The sequence below is a fragment of the Streptomyces violens genome, from assembly GCF_000717745.1.
In the GTDB taxonomy this organism is placed as follows: Bacteria; Actinomycetota; Actinomycetes; order Streptomycetales; family Streptomycetaceae; genus Streptomyces; species Streptomyces violens.
On the sequence record NZ_JOBH01000019.1, the window covers coordinates 104066 to 123561 of the forward strand.

The window sequence follows — 19496 nt, forward strand, 5'->3', positions numbered from 1 at the left end:
GTGCCCCTCATCATGCGAAGGCAGATCCGCCGCGTCCGCAGGTGTTCCATTGGTTGGGGCGGTCGGTCACACTCATCCGATGGATCAAGGCAATGGCGCCTCCCGACGCGGCAAACGCCCCAAGAGCGGAGAGCCGGTCGTCGACCGCGCGCTCTCCCTGCTCGCGGCGTTCGGTTCCGAACACCGGGCGTTGGGACTCAACGAGCTGAGCCGCCGGGCCGGCCTGCCGCCCAGCACCGCCTCCCGGCTCACCGCGCGACTGCTCCGCTGGGGCGCGCTGGAACGCGATGACCAGGGGCGTTACGTCATCGGACTGCGGCTGTTCGAGGTGGCCTCACTCGCGCCGCGCAGCCACGGCCTGCGCGAGGCCGCCCTCCCGTATCTGGAGGATCTGCACGAGATCACCCGCCAGCATGTACTGCTGGCGGTGCGGGACGGCGACGAGGCCCTGCTCGTGGAGCGGCTCTCGGCCCACGGCGCGGTGGAGATCGCCTACCGGGTGGGAGGGCGGCTGCCGCTGCACGAGACCGGCGTCGGCCTGGTGCTGCTGGCCGCCGCCGATCCCGGTTTCCGCGCCGAGTGGATCGACCGGCTGGAGCCGTCCTCGGCCGCACTCCGGCTCCGCCGACGGCTGGCCGAGGTACACAACGCGGGCCTGGCCGTGTTCGAGCGGCAGCGCCCCGCGCCCGTCTGTTCCATCGCGGTACCGATCCGCGGCCGCGGCGAGCAGGTCGTCGCCGCGGTCTCCATCGTCGTCCCCGCCGGCGCCCGCACGGCGCGCGCCTACGAGCAGGTGGTCAGAGCCACCGCCATGGCCATCTCCCGCGGCTTGGGGGCACGTGGGACACGGTCACACACCTAACGGGGCAGAGGCTGGGCACTCATAGCGCCCGGCAGCCCGATCTCCAGTGCATGTTCGCGGACGTGATCCAGGGCCCGCCCCAGTGCGCCCACGGAGACGATCTCGTCGCCGAATTTCGAGGCGACGACCTCGGGGAGGGGCGGGTGTGCGTACTGCGACAGGTCGCGTTCGATGACTCGCAGGACCGGGGCGCAGGAGGGGGCGGGGGCGCCGGCGAGGATTACTCGTTCGGTGTCGAGGAGGGCGGCCAGGGCGCTGATGATGCGGGCGAAGCGGGTGCCGAGGCGGTCGACCACTTCGGTGGCGAGGGGGTCGGCGGCGGCTGCGGCCGTGAAGACGGCCTCGGCGTCGATGTCCTCGGGGGCGAGCTGGCGGAGGAACGATGAGGGGTGGGACTTGGGGTCGCGTACCGCTTCCCTGGCCCACTGCCGGGCCAGTTTGGCCAGGCCGTCCGCGCTGCCCACGCCTTCCAGCAGGTCGAGGAAGCGCATCTCGCCGGCGCCGCCGCGGGCGCCGCGCAGGAGGTGGCCCTCCTCCACGATGCCGGCGCCGATGCGCTCACCGGTGAGCACGGCGACGTAGTTCTTGAGGCCGTGGCCGGCGCCCTGCCAGCCCTCGGCCAGGGCTGCGAGGTTGGCGTCGTTGTCGACGAGCACGGTCCAGCCGTGACGTTGCGTCAGGTACTCGGCGATGTCCGGGTTCATCCGCTCCCAGAACTCGTTGACCGTGCCGACCGTGCGTCCTTCGGCGTCGACGGGGGCCGGGACGCCCACGGCCACGGCCAGTACCCGGTCGGGCGTGAGCGAGGCCGCCGTCAGCGCCTCGTCGATCGTCCGGCCGAGTACATCGAGACGTTCTTCGGGGGTGTGCTCGGGGCCGGAGAAGGCGCTGTCGTGCCGGGTGAGCGGGTGGCCGTGCAGGTCCGCGACCGTGACCCTGGCCATCCGCTGGCCGCAGTCGACGCCCACGAGCACACCGGCCATCGGCTGGAAGGAGTAGCGCCGCGCCGGGCGGCCCAGGCGGTAGCCGCCGTGCTCGCGTTGGTTCTCCACCTCGTGGATCCAGCCGCGGTGGGTCAGGTCCTCGCACACGTCGTGGACCGTGGCGCGGGTCAGGCCCGTGGAGGCGATCAGGTCGGAGCCCGTGACGGGCTCGGAGTCCCACATGCGGTGCAGTACGGCCCGGAGGTTCGCCTCCCGGATCTGCCGTGTCGACGTCCCTGCCGACGCCGACGACTTTGTGTCAACCAACCCCTTGACCCCCTCTGGATGCCCGCCTAGCTTACAGCCAGTTAATAAATCTAGTACCTAGATTTAATACCCATCGAAAGGGATTCGCGATGGTGGACACGGCTGCGGAGCGGCCCATGACGGACGCGGAGCAGTGGTGGCGGCAGGCGGTCGTCTACCAGATCTATCCGCGCAGCTTCGCCGACGCCAACGGCGACGGCATCGGCGACCTCCCCGGGATCACCTCTCGCGTGGACCACCTGCGCGACCTGGGCGTCGACGCGGTCTGGCTCAGCCCGTTCTATCCCTCGGCGCTCGCCGACGGCGGGTACGACGTCGACGACTACCGGGACGTCGACCCGCGTATCGGCACCCTCGCCCAGTTCGACGAGCTCGTCACCGCCCTGCACGACGTGGGCATCCGCGTCATCGTCGACATCGTCCCCAACCACACCTCCAACCGGCACCGGTGGTTCCGCGAGGCGCTCGCCGCCGGGCCCGGCTCCCCGGCCCGCGACCGCTACATCTTCCGTCGCGGCAACGGCCCGGACGGCGCGGAGCCGCCGACCGACTGGACCGCCGCCTTCGGCGGATCCGCCTGGGAGCCGGTGGGCGACGGCCACTGGTACCTGCACCTGTTCGCCCCCGAGCAGCCGGACCTCAACTGGGACAACGACGAGGTACGCGAGGACTTCCTGACGACCCTGCGCTTCTGGGCCGACCGCGGCGTCGACGGCTTCCGGGTCGATGTGGCCCATATGCTCGTCAAGGACCTCTCCGAGCCACTGCCCGGCCAGGACCAGCTCGACTCCGAAGACGTCCCCGACGGCGCCCACCGCCTGCGGGACCGCGACGAGGTGCACGAGATCTACCGCCAATGGCGCGCGGTGTTCAACGAGTACGACCCGCCGCGCACCGCCGTCGCCGAGGCCTGGGTGCCCACCCACCGCCGCCCGCGGTACGCCTCACCGGACGGGCTCGGCCAGTCCTTCAACTTCGACCTGCTGCGCTCGGAGTGGGACCCGGCCGCGTTCCGCCGGATCATCGAGCAGAACCTCGACCTCGTCCGGACGTCCGGCTCCTCGTCCACCTGGGTCTTCTCCAACCACGACGTCGTACGCCACGCCACCCGCTACGCCCTGCCGAACGGCACCGACCTGCGCGCCTGGCTGCTCAGCGGGGGCACGGACCCGCTGCCGGACCTGGCGCAGGGGCTGCGGCGCGCCCGCGCCGTCACCCTGCTCGCCCTCGCACTGCCCGGCTCGACCTACCTCTACCAGGGCGAGGAACTGGGGCTCTACGAGGTCGCCGACCTGCCGGCCGAGGCCCTGCAGGACCCCACCTGGAAGCGCTCGCAGGGCACCGAGAAAGGCCGGGACGGCTGCCGGGTGCCGCTGCCGTGGACGGCGGACGGACCGTCGTACGGATTCGGCGCCGGCGGCGCGCATCTGCCCCAGCCGGACGGCTTCGCCGAGCTCTCCGTCGAAACCCAACAGGCCGACCCCGACTCGACGTTGGCCTTCTATCAGCGCGCGCTCGCGGAGCGCCGGCGACTGCAGACCACCGAGTCGCTGACCTGGGTGGACGACAAGCCGGACGTCGTCCACTTCCGGCGCCCCGGCGGCTGGTCCTGTGTCACCAACTTCGGCACCTCGCCGGCACCCCTCCCGCCGGGCCGCACCGTCCTCGCCAGCGGACCGCTCGACGGGCCGCTGCTCCCGCCCGACACGACTGCCTGGCTGGTGCCGTCCGCCGGGGCGGAAACCCACTCGGACATCACCGACTGAGGAGAACGGCCATGCGCTCCAGAACAGCCATGCGCTCCACAACGGTGTCGCAGCACTCCCTTTCCCGCTCCCTTTCCCGCCGCGGCCTCCTGCGGCTCGGCGGCGCCCTCGCGGGTGCCGCCGCGGGCGGCGCACTGCTCGCCGGATATGCCTCGTCCGACGACCGCCGCACGACCATCCGCTTCCTCCAGAACAAGCCCGAGGCCATCCCGTACTTCGACAAGCTGATCGAGGAGTTCCACCGCGCGCAGTCCGAGGTGTACGTCGTGCACGACTCCACGCCCGCGGCGCTGACCCCGCAGTTCGCCCGGGGCACCCCGCCGGACCTGGGCTGCTACAACTACAACCTGGAGACCTCGAACTTCCTGGCCCGCGGCGAGCTGTCGGACCTAGGGAGGCTCCCGGAGGCCCGGCGGATCGATGCCCAGGTCCAGGACCTCGTAGGGCAGTACGCCCAGTACAAGTCCGAGACCAGCGTGCTGCCGTACTCCGTCACCGCGGCGGGCGTCATCTACAACAAGGACCTCTTCGAGAAGGCCGGCGTGGCGATTCCACGGACCTGGACCGAACTGCTGAAGGCGTGCAGGACGTTCAAGGCGCAGGGCATCGTTCCCGTACTCCAGACGTACAAGGAAACGTGGACTCTCTCCCAGGGCCTCTTCGACTACGTCTCCGGCAGTGCCCTCGATGTCGCCGGGTTCTTCACCCGGCTCAAGGAGCTCGGGCCGAAGGCCGGCCCCGGGGCCGAGGTGTCCTTCGGGAAGGACTTCAAGGACGCCGTCGAGAAGATGCTCGTCCTCGCCTCGTACACCAACGCCGATGCCCCGAGCCGTACTTACTACGACGGCAATGTCGCCTTCGCCCACGGCAAGGCGGCGATGTACCTCCAAGGACCGTGGGCCATCGGGGAGATCGAGAAGATCAACCCGAAAGCGCGGCTGGGCACCTTCGCGCTGCCGGCGACCGAGGACCCCGAGGACGTCAAGGTCAGAGTCAACCTCGACCTGGCCCTGTGGATCCCCGACGCCTCCGAGGAACGCAACGCGGCCACGGCGTTCCTGCGGTACCTGATGCGGCCCGAGGTGATGGACGCCTACAACGCGAAGCACCTCGCCTGGTCCCCGACCAGAAACGCACCCGCGATGCGCGACGGACGGGTGGCCGGCATCCAGTCCTATGTCGACGCGGGCCGCTTCTACCAGGGCGCCGGGACCTACTTCCCGGGCGCCATCCCCTTGGGCAACTACCTGCAGGAACTGCTGATCGGCGGGAACGCCGACGCGTTCCTGCGCAAGCTCGACGACGACTGGGCCCGCTACGCCCAGCGCAGCCTGTGAGTGGTGACCCGGAAGGAAACGGACGATGAGCGCACCGGCAGCGATAAAGACCCGCCCTGCCAGATCCACCGCACCACCGGGCCCGGCCACCGCGCGGCGCCGCAAGGCCGACCGGACCTACTACCTGATGCTCGTCCCCGCCGTCCTGCTGTTCACCGTGTTCATCTCGCTGACCGGCCTGGTGGGCATGTTCTACAGCCTGACCAACTACGCGGGCTTCGGTGACTGGAAATTCATCGGCCTGCGGAACTACACCTCGATGCTGGGTGACCCGCGCATCCTGGAGTCGTACGGGTTCACCATCTGGTTCGCGGTGGTCACCACGGTGGTGGTCAACGCCGTCGCCCTGCTGCTGGCCATCGGCCTCAACGGCCGTATCAAATGGAAGACGGGCCTGCGCGGGATCTACTTCATCCCGATGGTGATCTCCGGCATCGTCATCGCCTACGTCTTCAACTACCTCTTCTCCACCGCGGCCCCGGCACTCGCGACCCAACTGGGCTGGACGGCCGGACAGAGCAGCATCCTCGCCAACGAGAACTGGGCGTGGCTCGCGGTGGTCATCGTGACGGCCTGGCAGGCCACACCGAGCGCACTCATCATCTATCTGGCCGGCCTCATGGCCATCCCGAAGGAGGTGTACGAGGCGGCCGAGCTCGACGGCGCGGGCGGCTGGCGACGGTTCCGCAGTATCACCTTTCCGCTGCTCATCGGCTATGTAGTGATCAACACCATCCTGGGCTTCAAGGGCTTCCTCAACGCCTACGACATCATCGTCGGACTCACCAACGGCGGCCCCGGCACCGCCACGATGAGCGTCGCCATGACCATCTTCAGTGGTTTCGACGGCGGTGAGTACGCCTTCCAGATGGCCAACGCCGTGGTCTTCTTCGTCTTCACCCTCGCCGTCTCCCTGCTCCAGCTGCTGTTCGTGCGCAACCGCGAGGTGAACCTGTCATGACGACGATCGACCCCACGATCACCCCGCGCGCGGCCGAGCACATCAAGGCCCCGAAGGAAGAGCACCGGATCAACTGGGTGCAGACCGGGCTGCTGGTCCTGGGCACCCTGGCGGTGCTGGTCCCGATCTACTTCGCGATCACGATGTCGCTGAAGACCGGCCGGCAGGCGGCGTCGGGAACCGGGCTCGACTGGCCCTCGCCCTTCGAATTCGGCAACTTCGGGGCCGCCTGGGAACTCACCCACTTCCCCAGAGCCTTCGCCGTCTCGCTGACGATCAGCGCCCTGGCGGTGGCCGGCCAGCTCATCGTCTCCTCGCTCGCGGCCTACGCCATCGCGCGCAACTGGCACCGCAGGCTGTTCCGTTGGTCGTACTTCTACCTGCTGGCGGCGATGTTCATCCCGTTCCCCGTCGTGGCGCTGCCGCAGGTGAAGCTGACGTCCATGGTGGGCCTGGACAACCCACTGGGCGTTGCGGTGCTGCACATCCTGTTCGGCATCTCGTTCAACCTCCTCCTCTACACCGCGTTCCTGCGCTCGGTCCCGTACGAACTGGAGGAGAGCGCACGCATCGACGGCTGCACCACCTGGCAGACCTTCTGGAAGATCATCTTTCCGCTGCTGGCCCCGATGAACGCCACCGTCGGCATCTTCGCCTTCCTGATGTCGTGGAACGACTTCATGATGCCGTCACTGATCATCGGTGACCCCTCATTGCAGACCATCCCGGTGGTACAGAAGATCTTCCAGCTCAAGTTCTCCTCGGACTACAACGTGGCCTTCGCCTCGTACCTGATGGCCATGGCGCCGACACTTATCGCGTACCTCTTCGCACAGCGTTGGGTCATGTCGGGTGTCACCCGCGGTGCCATCAAGTAGCGCCCCGGTTCTGCCTCTTGCCCCTCGCCCCTCATCTCTCAGGAGTTCGGCATGCCCGATACGCCCACCGATGCCGCCGCCCGCGACTGGTGGAAGAACGCCGTCGTCTACCAGATCTATCCCCGCAGCTTCGCGGACACCGACGGGGACGGCATCGGGAACATCTCCGGTATCACCTCCCGCGTGCCGTACCTCGCGCAGCTGGGCATCGACGCCGTCTGGCTGAGCCCGTTCTACCCGTCCGCGCTGGCCGACGGCGGGTACGACGTCGACGACTACCGGGACGTCGACCCGCGCCTGGGCACGCTCGACGACTTCGACACCATGGTCGAGGCTCTGCACGGGGCAGGCATCAAGGTCATCGTCGACATCGTGCCCAACCACACCTCCGACCGGCACGAGTGGTTCCGCGCTGCCCTCGCGGCCGGGCCCGGCTCGCCCGAGCGACAGCGCTACATCTTCCGCGACGGCCTCGGGCCCGACGGCGAACTGCCGCCGAACGACTGGGAATCCGGCTTCGGCGGCCCCGCCTGGGAGCCGGCCGGCGACGGACAGTGGTACTTCCACCACTTCGCCAAGGAGCAGCCGGACCTCAACTGGGACAACGACGAGGTGCGCGAGGACTTCCTGAAGACGTTGCGCTTCTGGTCCGACCGGGGCGTCGACGGCTTCCGGGTCGATGTCGCTCACGGCCTGGTCAAGGACATGTCCGAGCCCTTCGCCCCCTGGACGGAGGTCGCGGCGGTGGACCAGCACACGGACGGCTCGCACCCCCTGTGGGACCGCGACGCGGTGCACGAGATCTACGCCGAATGGCGCCGGGTCTTCGACGAGTACGACCCACCGCGCTTCGCCGTCGCCGAGGCATGCGTCCATCCCTCCCGGCGGGCCCGCTACGCCTCGGCGAAGGGCCTCGGGCAGGCGTTCAACTTCGAGATGCAGGACGCGGGTTGGCGGTCCCCGGACTTCCGCAAGGCCATCGACTCGGGGCTGGCCCAGACCCGGGAGAGCGGTTCGACCACGACCTGGCTCCTGGGCTGCCACGACTCCCCGCGGGCGGCCACGCGGTACGGGCTGCCCGCGGACCCGCGGCGGACGGCCGTGCAGGTCGCCCATCAGTGGCTGCTGACGGACGGTACCGAGCCGGCCCTCGACCGCGCCCTCGGCGAGCGCCGCGCCAGAGCGGCGGTGCTGATCAGCCTGGCGCTGCCCGGCTCGACGTATGTCTACCAGGGCGACGAGCTGGGGCTGCACGAGGTCGGGGACCTGCCACTGGAGGTACTGGAGGACCCGATTGCCACCCGGTCCGGCGGGCGCGAGAAGGGCCGCGACGGGTGCCGGGTACCACTGCCGTGGACGGCCGACGGGCCGTCCTTCGGCTTCGGGCCCGGCCCTGCACGCCCGCCGCAGCCCGCGTGGTTCGCACGGCACGCCGCCGCGCTCCAGGCCGCCGACCCGGACTCCACCCTGGGCCTCTACCGCCGGGCCATCCACCTGCGGGCCACGCTGAACACCGGCGCGGACTTCACCTGGATCGAGACCGACTCGGCGGACGTCCTGCACTTCCGACGGGCCGACCAGTGGCACTGCATCGCCAACTTCGGCAGCGAGCCCGTTGCGTTGCCGGCAGGCGAGCTCGTGATCAGCAGTGCGCCCGTGGAAGGGGAGCTGCTTCCCGGAAACGCAACGGCGTGGCTGCGCGGCCGGTCCCGCTCATGACCGTTGACGTACTGAGCCGACCCGCGCGGGCCGAACGGCGGGCTCGCGCCGCGGTTGCCGTGCTGTTCTTCACCAACGGGGCGTTGTTCGCCAATCTCCTTCCGAGGTATCCGCAGATCAAGGCGGATCTCGGCATGGGCAATTCCGCTTACGGGCTGGCCGTCGCGGCTTTCCCGACGGGCGCCATCGCGGCCGGACTGGCGGCGGGGGTACTCATCCGCCGGCTGGGCTCGGCGCGGGTGGCGGTCGCCGGCACACTGCTCACCGGCGTGGGCATCCTGGCCGCGGGCCTGGCGAACTCGGCGGTGCTGTTCGCGGGAGTGTTGTTCCTGGCCGGAGCGATGGACGCGATCACTGATGTCGCGCAGAACGCCCATGGCCTTCGGGTACAGCGCCGCTACGGCCGCTCCATCATCAACTCCTTCCACGCTATTTGGTCCATCGGAGCCGTCACCGGCGGCACCATGGCCGCAGGCGCGATCGCACTCGGCCTCTCGCTGGGGCAGCACCTGTTGATTTCGGCAGTGGTGTTCGCCATCGCCGCGTGCGTCGCCCTGCGGTTCTGTCTGCCCGGCCCCGAGACCGAGCCGCCCGCGGAACCGGAGACGGAGTCGCCCGCGGAACCGGAGACCCAGTCGTCCGCGGGGCCGGAGACCGACCGCCGCGCACCGCAGCCGGCACAGCGCGCGCCAACGGGTCTGCGCACCGGTTACGTACTGGCCGCCCTCGTCCTCATCGCGACCGCCGGTGCGCTCGTCGAGGACGCGGGCAATTCCTGGGCGGCCCTCTACCTCTCCCACTCGCTGCACGCGTCGGCGGCCCTGGCGGCCTCCGGCTATATCGCCCTGGTGGGAGCCCAGTTCATCGGCCGTCTCATCGGTGACAGGCTCGTCGACCGGTTCGGCCAGCGTGCCGTGGCCCGCGGCGGCGGCCTCATCGCCGCGGCCGGCATGGCACTGGCGTTGGCCGTGCCCACGGTGCCCGGGACGATCCTCGGTTTCGCCACGGCCGGACTCGGGGTGGCCACCCTGGTCCCCGCAGCGATGCACGAAGCCGATGAACTGCCCGGCCTCAAGCCCGGCTCGGGGCTGACCATCGTCTCCTGGCTCATGCGCCTGGGCTTCCTGCTCTCCCCGCCGATCGTGGGACAGGTCGCCGATGCGACAAGCCTGCGGGCCGGCCTTCTCGTGGTGCCCTTCGCCGGACTTCTCGTACTCGCACTCGCCGGAGTGCTGCAGACCCGACGACGGTGACCCAGGGGGCGGCGAAACCGGCCAACCTCCGCTTCACTCACGAGCCGGCGGCCCGCCCGGTCCCCGCCCCCTTACCCCGCACCAACGGGGCCTGCGTAAATCCATGGACATTTTCCGGACAGCTGACGGACACACTGGACGACTTCTCGTAGCAGACTTATTCGGGATCTTTAGGGCGTCCGAATCCACCCGGTCCGGAGCTTTGCATTCTTGACGGGAATCAGTAAGGGCGGGTACCCAGTTAGGCGAGAAGAAGCAGAAAAGCCGAGAATCACAGGAGGCACCCCCCATGGCTGGTCCTTTTCGTGTCGCCCCGCAGGAAGTGCAGGCACACATTCCCACCTGGGCCTTCGGCAGGCAGACCAAGGTGATCGTCGACTGCAAGGCCGATGGAAACTTCGAGATGACGGCCGGCGGGTCCGCGACCGAGGTCAACGTGCTCAGGGTGGGGCGAAATGAGTTCCAGCGCTCCTTCGGTGGCGTCGAATTAGCAGTCAAGAACCTGACCCTCGAGGACATCACCGTCACGACGGAATAGGCGCGCCATGCCTTGGACGTTCGATAAGAGCCGGATGGATGTCGTCGGCCAGCTCACCAATTCCGAGCAGGACACGTTCGACATATTCCAGAACGCGATCCAGAGCGAGGGACTCCACCCTGCTCAGGCGGCCGCGCGGGCCGGAGACACGAACTACAAGAGGCTGCTGGGCGATCAGTTCCAGATCCGCCTGAGCCAGAGCTCACGCGCCACATTCCTGGTCCTGGACGACGGAGGAGGCAACGGAAGGGTGGAAATGCTCCAGCTCGCCGGCCACACGTAACAGGTCTTGAGAGCCAGGACGAGACCTCGCCCCTGCCCCGAGCCGGGCAGGGGCGCACTCGTACTCCGGGTCAGCTGTCGCCGCCCTCGTTGATGAGGCGTTGGACCTCGCGGGCGATGAGGCCGAGGCGGGCTTCGGCGACCAGGGGGACGGCGCGGCGCTGGCGGCGGGCCTCGGAGAGGTCGATGTCGACCGTGACCAGGGACGGCTCCCACTTCGGGGCCTGGGCCACGACCGTGCCGCGCGGATCCACGACGCGTGAGCCGCCCCAGAACGTGGCGCCGTTCTCGTTGCCGACGCGGTTGACGAAGACCACCCAGCACTGGAGCATCCGCGCCGTATAGGAGAGCAGTGTGTCCCAGTACGACGTGGTGTCCATGGCCTCCGGGTCCAGGCTCGCCGCGCTGTTCGTCGGTACGAAGAGGACCTCCGCGCCGTCCTGGACGGCGAGCCAGGGCAGCGCGGGCTGCCAGGCGTCATTGCAGATCAGCGTCGCGCCCCGGCCTCCGGTGGGCGACTTGGTGAGGTCGTATGCGCGCAGTGACTGGCCGGGGCTGACGTGCTTGCGCTCCTCCCAGGCCAGGTAGTTCGGGAGGTACAGCTTGCGGTGCGTGTGCGTGAGCGCGCCGTCGGCGAAGTGCGCGGCGGTGTTGTATGCGCGCAGGCTGGTGTGTTCGTGGAAGCCGACGAGGACGTCCGGGCCGGACATGCTCAGCTCCAGCAGCCGCGGATCACGCACCTCGATGGAGGTGTCCCGCTTCAGCGCGCCCAAGTGGTAACCGTTCAGGCTCAGTTCGGGGAAGACGACGAGGTCTGCTCCCTGTTCGGCGGCCAGTTCGGTCTGCTCGCGAGCCAGGGCGAGGTTCGCGTCCAGGTCACCCAGCACGCAGTCCGTCTGGGCCAGCGCCACCCTCATGCAGTCCGCTCCTCGCTTCGACTGGTAGCTGCGGTAGATGTGTCCAGTCTGGCGTGTGGCGAAGGGGCCTGCGAGGCGAACGGGGCAGGTGATCCAGTTGGACGGCTACGGAGCGTAGTGGGTGCCGGGTTCCACGGCCGCGACCAGCACACCTTTGGCCAGAAGACAACCCCTTGTTGGGCGGTTTCGTATTGGTATACAAAACGGGGACCGGCGGTCCGGCAGAACCTTGACTCCGTCGAGCGGTGGAACCTACGTTCTGCGGAACGAAAAATCACTTTCACTTCGCGGAACTTACGGACTCTCTGCCTCCCGTCCCCTTGACCCAGGAGCCCTCATGACTGCCCTGGATGACCGGTCGTCCGTGGAAACCGGCACTGCTGTCAGCGCCGGCCTCTACACGTACGACCTCGCCCCGACGAAGCGGGAAGGGCGCCGCTGGGGCGCCTACAACGTCTTCACGCTCTGGGCCAATGACGTGCACAGCCTCGGCAACTATGCCTTCGCCATCGGTCTCTTTGCCCTCGGGCTGAGCGTGTGGGGCATCCTCGCGGCCTTCGCCATCGCCTCTGTACTGCTGTTTCTCCTGCTGACCCTGTCCGGGTTCATGGGGCACAAGACGGGCGTCCCCTTCCCGGTCATGAGCCGCATCGCGTTCGGCATCAACGGGGCCAAGATCCCGGCCGCGGTGCGTGGCGCCGTCGCCATCGCCTGGTTCGGCATCCAGACCTACCTCGCGGCCATGGTCCTGAGCGCCCTTGTGGTGGCGATGTTCCCCGGGCTGCGCAGCCTGGACCACAACTCCCTGCTCGGTCAGTCGACGCTCGGCTGGATCACCTTCCTCGTGCTGTGGGCTCTGCAGGTGGTGATCGCGAGTTACGGGATGCAGATGATCCGCCGGTACATGGCGTTCGCCGCGCCCACGACGCTGATCACGATGTGTGCCCTCGCGGCTTGGATGTTCGTCCGCGCGGACGCCTCGATTTCCCTGTCGATCGACACACCGCTCACCGGCGGCGCGATGTGGCTGCAGGTGCTGCAGGCCGCCGCCCTGTGGGTGGTGATCTACGGGACGTTCGTACTGAACTTCTGCGACTTCACCAGGTCCGCCAGGAGCCGCACCTCCATCGTCCGCGGAAACGTGGTCGGCATCCCGGTGAACATGCTCTTCTTCGCCGTCATCGTGGCCGTCCTCAGCGGGGCCCAGTTCAAGCTCGACGGGCAGGTCATCACCAGCCCCACCGACATCGTCCGGACCATCCCGAACATGGCCCTGCTGGCGGCCGCGTCGCTCGCGCTCATCGCCCTGACGGTGGCGGTGAACCTGCTGGCCAACTTTGTCGCGCCCATCTACGCGCTGGTGGACCTCTTCCCGCAACGGCTGAACTTCCGGCGCGCCGCCGTCGTGAGCGCCGTCCTGGGCCTGGTCATCACGCCCTGGAACCTCTACAACAACCCGGTCGTGGTCAACTACTTCCTCGGCGGACTCGGTGCCCTGCTCGGACCGCTCTTCGGCGTGATCATGGCGGACTACTGGCTGCTGCGTAAGGCCCGGGTGAACGTGCCCGACCTGTACACCGCGGGCGCGCAGGGCGAGTACCACTACCGTCGCGGCTACAACCCGCGCGCCGTCGCCGCCTTCGTCCCCAGCGCCGCGATCGCCGTGGTCGTCGCCCTGGTGCCGGCGTTCCACGCCGTCGCGGGGTTCTCCTGGTTCATCGGGGCCATCCTCGCCGCTGTGCTGTACGCGGTCATCGCGGACCGTGCCACGCCGATCCGCGATGTCGACGGCGAAAGCCTCGCGGTCGACGCCGAGTAGACCCTTCGGGCCGAGGCCCACCCCGATACCCGGCAGAGCCGTGAGCGCAAAAATGGTATACCGTTTGCGTATGGCTTTGACGACGGTGACGAACGTGCGCTCCTGGGGAGGCGCCGCCGCGGACGTGATCATCGACGGGGCGCACCTCAAGGAGGTGCGCCCCGTCGTCCGCCGCGTCACAACGGCCGGTCACTGCGCCGTGGATACGCCCCCGCCGCGATGCGCATCCTGTAGGTACCGCCCGGTTTCCAGATGCCGCAGTACGAGTTCCTCGACCCCGGTGACATCGCGCTGCGCGACCGCGTCGTACAGGCGCTGATGCTCCTCGGCAACCCGCAGCAGGTCGTCGTGCTGGCCCAGGAGCCAGCGCATGCGGCTGCGCAGGGTGAGTTGCAACTCGTCGAGCAGCTGATTGCCCGCCAGCTCGATGACACACTCGTGGAAGTCGGCGGCGGCCCGGCGCGCGGCCACGGCGTCCCCGGCACGCGCCGCGTCGAACTCGGCGTTCAGCGTGGCGCGCAGCCGCGCCAGCCCCTCGCGGGTGTACCGCTGCGCCGCCAGCTTGAACGTGAGGACCTCCAACGCCGAGCGCACCTCGTTGAGATCGGCGATGTCGCACGGTGTGAACTCCCGTACCACGGCCCAGGTGCGGGGGCGCGGCGTGACCAGCCCCTCGGCGACGAGCGTCTTCAACGCGTCCCGCACCGGCACCCTGCTGACCCCGAGCTCGTTCGCGAGATCCCGCTCGACGAGCTTGCTCCCCGGGAGCCGGACCCCGTCGAGGATGTCGTCACGGATCAGCCGTGCGACCCGCACCGATTCCGACTCGCCACCATCTGCTCCTGCCATACGGAGATTCTCCCCCGAGGTGCGCCTGCCGGTCACACCCGGCCCGATAGGGCGGGAAGGCCGGCGGGAACAGTGTGTCGGCGTCCCGGCGCAGGATGTCGCGCTCGCCGTACGCCGCCCGCATCCGCTCGAAAAGGCGCTGTGCCCGCTCCTGGAGAGCGGTGAGGTCGATGCCGGGGACGATGCGGTCGACGAGGACGGGACGCCCCGCGACGACGGAGTTCGTGGCCTGCTGGGCGGTGCCGTTGAGGAAACTGGCGTACCGCGGAGGTGCCCCTCCAGGAGCGGGTGGCCGGCACCCTGGAGCGGATGATCGCCCGCGGCACCACCCGGGTGCGGTCGTACGCCCAGGTGGACGTGGACTGCAAGCTGGAGAAGTTCGACGCCGTGGTGGCCGCGAAGGAGAAGTTCGCCGGCCAGGCCGACGTCCAGATCATGACCTTCCCGCAGGCCGGCATCCTCCGCGAGAAGGGCACCATCGACTATCTGGAGGCATCCCTCAAGTCGGGCGCCGAGGTGATCGGTGGCATCGACCCCTGCTCCCTCGACCGGGACCCCAAGGGCCACCTGGACGTGGTGTTCGGACTGGCAGAGAAATACCAGGTGGAGGTGGATATCCACCTCCACGAGCCCGGCCACCTCGGCGTGTTCTCCACGGACTTGGTACTCGACCGCACCCGCGCCCTCGGTATGCAGGGCAAGGTCACCATGTCCCACGCCTACGAACTCGGCTCGATCTCCGAATCAATGAGCCGCCGCATCATCGACGACTTCGCCGAACTCGACATCGCGATGGCCACCGTGGCACCCCCGGACCGCGGACAACTGTCGCTGGTGGAACTGATGGAGGCAGGCGTACGGGTCGGCCTGGGCGAGGACGGCCAGCGTGACTACTGGAGCCCGTACGGCAACTGCGACATGCTCGACCGCACCTGGCAACTGGCCTTCACCAACAACTTCCGCCGCGACGACCTGATCGAGTTGTCGCTGGCCGTCGCAACCATCGGCGGCGCCTCGATCATGAGCCACGACGTAGCCCGCCCGTCCGGCGTCGCCGACCGCCCCGGCCTGGCGGTAGGCGACCGCGCCGACCTCCTCCTCCTCCTCCTCGTCGACGGCGAAACCCCGACCAGCGCCGTAATGGACCACAGCACGGACCGCACGGTCCTGCACGCCGGAGTGGTAGTCGCCGACCAATTGACGCTGGTGGGGCGCTGATCCTCGGCACCTGACGGTCCTGCGGACCTACAGGCAGGTCACCCCATGCTGCGCACCGTGTCGCGTAGGCGGCGGGCTTCGGCGATGCGCTTTTCGTAGGTGGCTCCGAGGAGCAGCAGGAGTAGGCCGGCGGTGGCCAGTGGTACCCAGCGGGGGAGGAGGCCGAGTACCTGGACCACGGTCGGGGCGAGTTCGTGCACGCCTACCAGTAGGAGTACGCCGCTGCCGACGATCAGTGGTGCTTGCAGGCGCGTGCGTACGCCGATGACGGTGGCGAGCAGGGCCGCCGTGCCGAGGAGCAGCGGGCGCAGCCAGTGCTCGTCGCTCCACATGGCGATGAGGCTGGGGAGCATGGTCGCGCTCAGCCCCGCACCGTAGGCGGTCCAGGAGCCCGTTCCCGGAGTGCTCGTGCGGCGGCGGTGGCCGATGACCAGTGCGGCTGCTGTGACTGGGAGTGTGTACGCCTCGGGGGAGGTGACGTCCGCCATGGCGAGACGCACCCAGGAGGAGGAGATGAGCAGGGCGGTACCCACGAGGGCGGCGCGGCGGCGGTCCGGGCGCAGGGCGATGGCCAGGCCCCCGACTCCGGTCGCGGCGAGGGCGAGGCTCAGTGCGCTGGGGTGAAATGCCGTCAGGGTGATGGCAGTTGCGGTTACGACATACCCGGCGACCTCGGCGGCTGTGGAGACCTGTTCGCGTCCCGGGATTCGGTGCCAGGCCGCTGCGGCGCCGGCGGCGATGGCGGCGACCGCGAGTACGACGAACGCGGTGATGTGCGCGGGCAGGTCGGCGGTTATCCCGGTCGCGATGGCCTCGACGCCCAGGGCGAGGACGGCCAGGGCGCCCGCGACGCGTGCCGTGGCGCGCTCGGCGGGCCGGGCGGTCGGTGCCGAGAGGACGTGGGCGAGTACAGCGGCTGACGCGGCGAAGGTTCCCCATGCTGCGAGGACGGCGACCCGGTCGGCCGAGGACCACAGCAGGGCGAGTGCGTCGGTGACAGCCAGCGCGGCGAGCCTCGGTACGAGTGCGGTTCCCGGCTTCCGGCGCACGAGGATGGCTGTGAGGGCCAGGGAGGCCACAGCCGCGGTCGCCAGCACCCACTCGTACGGCAGGCTCAGTGCCACCGGCAGCAGGAGCAGTGCGGGGACGGCGGCCAGTGCTGTGGTGTTGTACAGCACGTTCGCCAGTCGGTCCAGGTGCCGGTCCACGTGTCGGTCGCCGGTGCCGGCGCCGATGCCGGCGCCGGTGCCGACAGTACGGGTGCGCAGTACGGCCATGGTGGCCAGGACGGAGACGGCCAACCAGAGCACGACCAGCGGCGCGGGCGCGAGCTGCCAGCTCCAGGGATGCGGGGAGCCGTTGAACCAGAGCGTCACGCCGGGGACGACGGGCCGGGTGAGGGCGTACACGAGTGCCGGGAGTGCTACAACACCGGTCAGCAGCAGCATGGTTGAGGCGGCGACCAGCTCTCCCACCGCAGCCGCAGCCTCGCGCGGCGGTGTGAACGGGCCGCCACTCTCCGCAGGCTTCTCCCACCGGCCGCGGCGCGCACAACACACCGTCGCCCACACCGCGATGAGCGCAGCCGGTGCCGCGTACCCGGCCACGGCCCACCCCGAAGGCACAACGCACCCCAAGCCGGCTCCGACAGCCACGACCAACGCCACGACGGCCACACCCTCGCTGCCGGAGCGCAGCGCGAACGGCAGAGCACGGGAGTCGCGGAAGCCGCGGCACAGTGTCATACCGAGCAGCGCCAGCAGACCCAACGGTACCCAGGACCACATCACCTCGGCCGGCGACGAGGCGTCCGCCACCGCGTACCCCGCCGCGAGTGCCCCACCCAGCAGCGCCCAACCAACGCCCACCACCCGGACGCCCGTGACCAGGGCGGCGACAGTCCGCTCACCGCCCAGCCGGTCGCGGAACCCAGCGGACCCGGTGGTGGCATGTGCAGTGAACGCGTACAGCGCTGCGAAGTCCACCGCGGCCGTGGCGATCATCGCGGTCGCGTAGTCCTCGGCCCCTCCGCCCAAGGCCGCAGTGGCCAGGAGACCCGGCAGCCGTGCCAACAGGATTCCCACGGGCAGCGGGAGCCGGAGCCGCATCCACCAGCCGTAGACCGGCGCCCCCACCGCCATCAGCGCGGTGAGCGCCGCCCAGTAACTCGCCGTCCCGACGCGGTCCAGACCGCCGAGTCCGGCCTGCCGGGCGGCATAGGCATCCAGGAGTACCAGGGCGAGTCCCACCGCGGCCGCAGCCTCGGCGGTGGCTGTGAGCTTCCGGCGCCGCAGCGGCTGGGGCAGTGCGAGCGCGCACGCGGTCACCGCGAGCAGTACGGCGGCCCGCCCGCCGATGCCCAGCCGTCCCCAGCTCACCACGGTGAACACCAACGCGGCCACGACCACCAGCACGCCACCGACGATCAGCAGCGCGGTGCGGGCGGACGGCGCGGAGACCTCCCGCACGGAACCACCTGCTGCGCCACCGCCCGCGGGAACGGTCACCGGCATCCCCGCAGGCGCGTCCCGGCGTGCCCGCAACGCGGCCAGCAACTCACCGTGCCGCTGCACCAGCCACCGCCGGCGCGTGTCCAGCGCCTGCAACTCCCCTGTGACCTGCCACAACGCCAGAGCATCCGGCCCGGTCAGCGGCAGCCGGCAACGGCTGCACCAAGCGGGCGGAGGTGACCCCAGAGGCATTCCGCAGTCTGGACAACCGGGCGATTCCATGTGCATGGCCGCGAGTATGCGTGGGGCTGCCGGCCGGGGCATGAGTACCTGTACTCAGGGTCGGCCATGGAGTGCAGATCAACGTCCAGGGGCGCAGATCGATGTCCAGGGGTGCAGATCAATGTCCAAGGCGGCTTCAGGCCAGTGCGCGCAGTGCCTCGCCGAGTGCCGTCACCCCTTCGGCGATGACGCCGGGCGGAGTGGCCGCGTAGCCGAGGACGAGGCCGGGGCGGCCGGGCCGCTGCCGGTGCCACGACAGCGGCTGGCACTTCACACCTCGGGCGAGCAAGGCGGCGGCGAGCTCGGTGTCGGATACCTCCGGCGCAAACGTGACCGTCAGGTGCAGGCCGGCCGCCGCACCGTGCACGACCGCGCCCGGGAGGTGTTCGGTAATGGCGTCGATCATCGCGTCGCGGCGCCGCCGGTGACGGCTGCGCACCAGTTGCAAATGCCTTTCCAGGTCGCCGGACTCCATCAGCCGGGCGAGCACGAGCTGCGGCAGCACGGCGTTGCCCAGGTCGGTGAAGCGTTTGGCGTCGGTCAGCGCTTCTCGGTAGCGGGGTGGTGGTCCCGTACCCGGCGAACACAACGAAGGTGAGCACCATGAAGACGGCGCTGAGCCGGAGCATCACGCCGAGCGAGCCCGGCTCGCCGACAGGGACGAACTGCGGGAGGAACGCGACGAAGAACATCGTGAGCTTCGGGTTGAGCAGGTTGATCAGCACGCCTGAGGCGATCACGCGCGCCGCCGACCGTGGCTCGGCGTCCCCCTCGACGGCCAACGCCTCCTTGTCGCGCAGGGTCGCCCACGCCATGTACAGCAGATAGCCGACACCGAGGTACTTCACCACCTCGTAGGCGAGGGCGCTGATGTGCAGCAGCGCGGCGAGGCCGGTGATCGTCGCCACCAGGTGCGGCACGATGCCGAGGGTGCAGCCGAGCGCGGCGACCACGCTCGCCCGTCGGCCATGGGACAGCCCGGCGGCCAGGGTGTACACCACGCCGGTGCCAGGGGTGACCACCACGACCAGGGTGGTCAGCAGGAACGCCATGCTCAAGGGGACCTCCGTACGGTTCAAGGTCCTCCCACCCTGTCGCTGCTATGGTCCGGCAGA

At 69.5% G+C, this 19496-nt stretch carries 15 protein-coding genes and 2 pseudogenes; 11 read left to right on the forward strand and 6 right to left on the reverse strand.

The window, feature by feature from the left end; translation table 11 throughout:
• Positions 1-79 precede the first annotated feature (79 nt).
• On the forward strand, positions 80-862 hold the full coding sequence (locus tag IF04_RS0130345; protein WP_051831679.1) for an IclR family transcriptional regulator: 783 nt from the start codon (positions 80-82) through the stop codon (positions 860-862).
• Here IF04_RS0130345 and IF04_RS0130350 read toward each other — a convergent pair.
• Positions 859-2028 (reverse strand): ROK family protein, encoded by a 1170-nt coding sequence (locus tag IF04_RS0130350; protein WP_051831680.1) that lies wholly within the window; start codon positions 2026-2028, stop codon positions 859-861. The two genes, IF04_RS0130345 and IF04_RS0130350, sit on opposite strands and share 4 nt — an antisense overlap.
• Positions 2029-2201: 173 nt before the next feature.
• On the opposite strand from IF04_RS0130350, the gene IF04_RS0130355 reads away from it, so the two are divergent.
• The 8 genes from IF04_RS0130355 (at position 2202) to IF04_RS0130390 (ending at position 10847) form a co-directional block, all read left to right on the forward strand.
• Positions 2202-3878, forward strand: a complete 1677-nt coding sequence (locus IF04_RS0130355; RefSeq protein WP_051831681.1) for a glycoside hydrolase family 13 protein — start codon at positions 2202-2204, stop codon at positions 3876-3878.
• An 11-nt stretch (positions 3879-3889) separates the two neighbouring features.
• On the forward strand, positions 3890-5215 hold the full coding sequence (locus tag IF04_RS0130360) for an ABC transporter substrate-binding protein (protein ID WP_211259873.1): 1326 nt from the start codon (positions 3890-3892) through the stop codon (positions 5213-5215).
• 25 nt (positions 5216-5240) lie between these two features.
• Positions 5241-6176: a carbohydrate ABC transporter permease gene (locus tag IF04_RS0130365; RefSeq protein WP_030265047.1), complete on the forward strand. Its 936-nt coding sequence runs from the start codon at positions 5241-5243 to the stop codon at positions 6174-6176.
• Positions 6173-7054 carry a carbohydrate ABC transporter permease gene (locus IF04_RS0130370; protein ID WP_030265050.1) on the forward strand — a complete coding sequence of 294 codons (882 nt, stop codon included), beginning with the start codon at positions 6173-6175 and terminating at the stop codon, positions 7052-7054. The genes IF04_RS0130365 and IF04_RS0130370 overlap by 4 nt, the downstream gene beginning before the upstream one ends.
• A gap of 51 nt (positions 7055-7105) precedes the next feature.
• Entirely contained in the window at positions 7106-8773 is a 1668-nt protein-coding gene (locus IF04_RS0130375) for a glycoside hydrolase family 13 protein (RefSeq protein ID WP_030265053.1), read from the forward strand.
• Positions 8770-10026 (forward strand): MFS transporter, encoded by a 1257-nt coding sequence (locus IF04_RS0130380; protein ID WP_030265055.1) that lies wholly within the window; start codon positions 8770-8772, stop codon positions 10024-10026. The genes IF04_RS0130375 and IF04_RS0130380 overlap by 4 nt, the downstream gene beginning before the upstream one ends.
• A 289-nt stretch (positions 10027-10315) precedes the next feature.
• On the forward strand, positions 10316-10564 hold the full coding sequence (locus IF04_RS0130385; RefSeq protein WP_030265057.1) for a hypothetical protein: 249 nt from the start codon (positions 10316-10318) through the stop codon (positions 10562-10564).
• Positions 10565-10571: 7 nt separating this feature from the next.
• A complete protein-coding gene (locus IF04_RS0130390; RefSeq protein ID WP_030265058.1) occupies positions 10572-10847 on the forward strand; it encodes a hypothetical protein in 276 nt (91 codons plus the stop codon).
• Between the two features lie 70 nt (positions 10848-10917).
• Here the strand turns inward: IF04_RS0130390 and IF04_RS0130395 are convergent, their stop codons facing one another.
• Complete coding sequence (locus IF04_RS0130395) at positions 10918-11763, reverse strand: nitrilase-related carbon-nitrogen hydrolase (RefSeq protein ID WP_030265060.1); 846 nt, start codon at positions 11761-11763, stop codon at positions 10918-10920.
• 337 nt (positions 11764-12100) lie between these two features.
• On the opposite strand from IF04_RS0130395, the gene IF04_RS0130400 reads away from it, so the two are divergent.
• Positions 12101-13582, forward strand: coding sequence for an NCS1 family nucleobase:cation symporter-1 (locus IF04_RS0130400; protein WP_030265062.1), 1482 nt, complete (start codon positions 12101-12103; stop codon positions 13580-13582).
• 189 nt (positions 13583-13771) lie between these two features.
• Here the strand turns inward: IF04_RS0130400 and IF04_RS0130405 are convergent, their stop codons facing one another.
• Entirely contained in the window at positions 13772-14431 is a 660-nt protein-coding gene (locus IF04_RS0130405) for a GntR family transcriptional regulator (RefSeq protein ID WP_030265065.1), read from the reverse strand.
• Positions 14432-14719: 288 nt separating this feature from the next.
• Between IF04_RS0130405 and IF04_RS0130410 the strand changes: the two genes are divergently transcribed.
• Entirely contained in the window at positions 14720-15649 is a 930-nt protein-coding gene (locus IF04_RS0130410; protein WP_245654561.1) for an amidohydrolase family protein, read from the forward strand.
• 38 nt (positions 15650-15687) lie between these two features.
• Here the strand turns inward: IF04_RS0130410 and IF04_RS0130415 are convergent, their stop codons facing one another.
• From IF04_RS0130415 to IF04_RS37890, 3 genes and pseudogenes are all read right to left on the reverse strand, one after another.
• Positions 15688-18276, reverse strand: a complete 2589-nt coding sequence (locus IF04_RS0130415) for an SCO7613 C-terminal domain-containing membrane protein (RefSeq protein WP_157847727.1) — start codon at positions 18274-18276, stop codon at positions 15688-15690.
• 241 nt (positions 18277-18517) lie between these two features.
• A pseudogene (locus IF04_RS0130420) lies at positions 18518-18949 on the reverse strand (MocR-like pyridoxine biosynthesis transcription factor PdxR); the annotation flags it as partial.
• Positions 18894-19439: pseudogene (locus IF04_RS37890) on the reverse strand (LysE family translocator); the annotation flags it as partial. The pseudogenes IF04_RS37890 and IF04_RS0130420, both read right to left, overlap by 56 nt.
• Between the last annotated feature and the right edge of the window lie 57 nt (positions 19440-19496).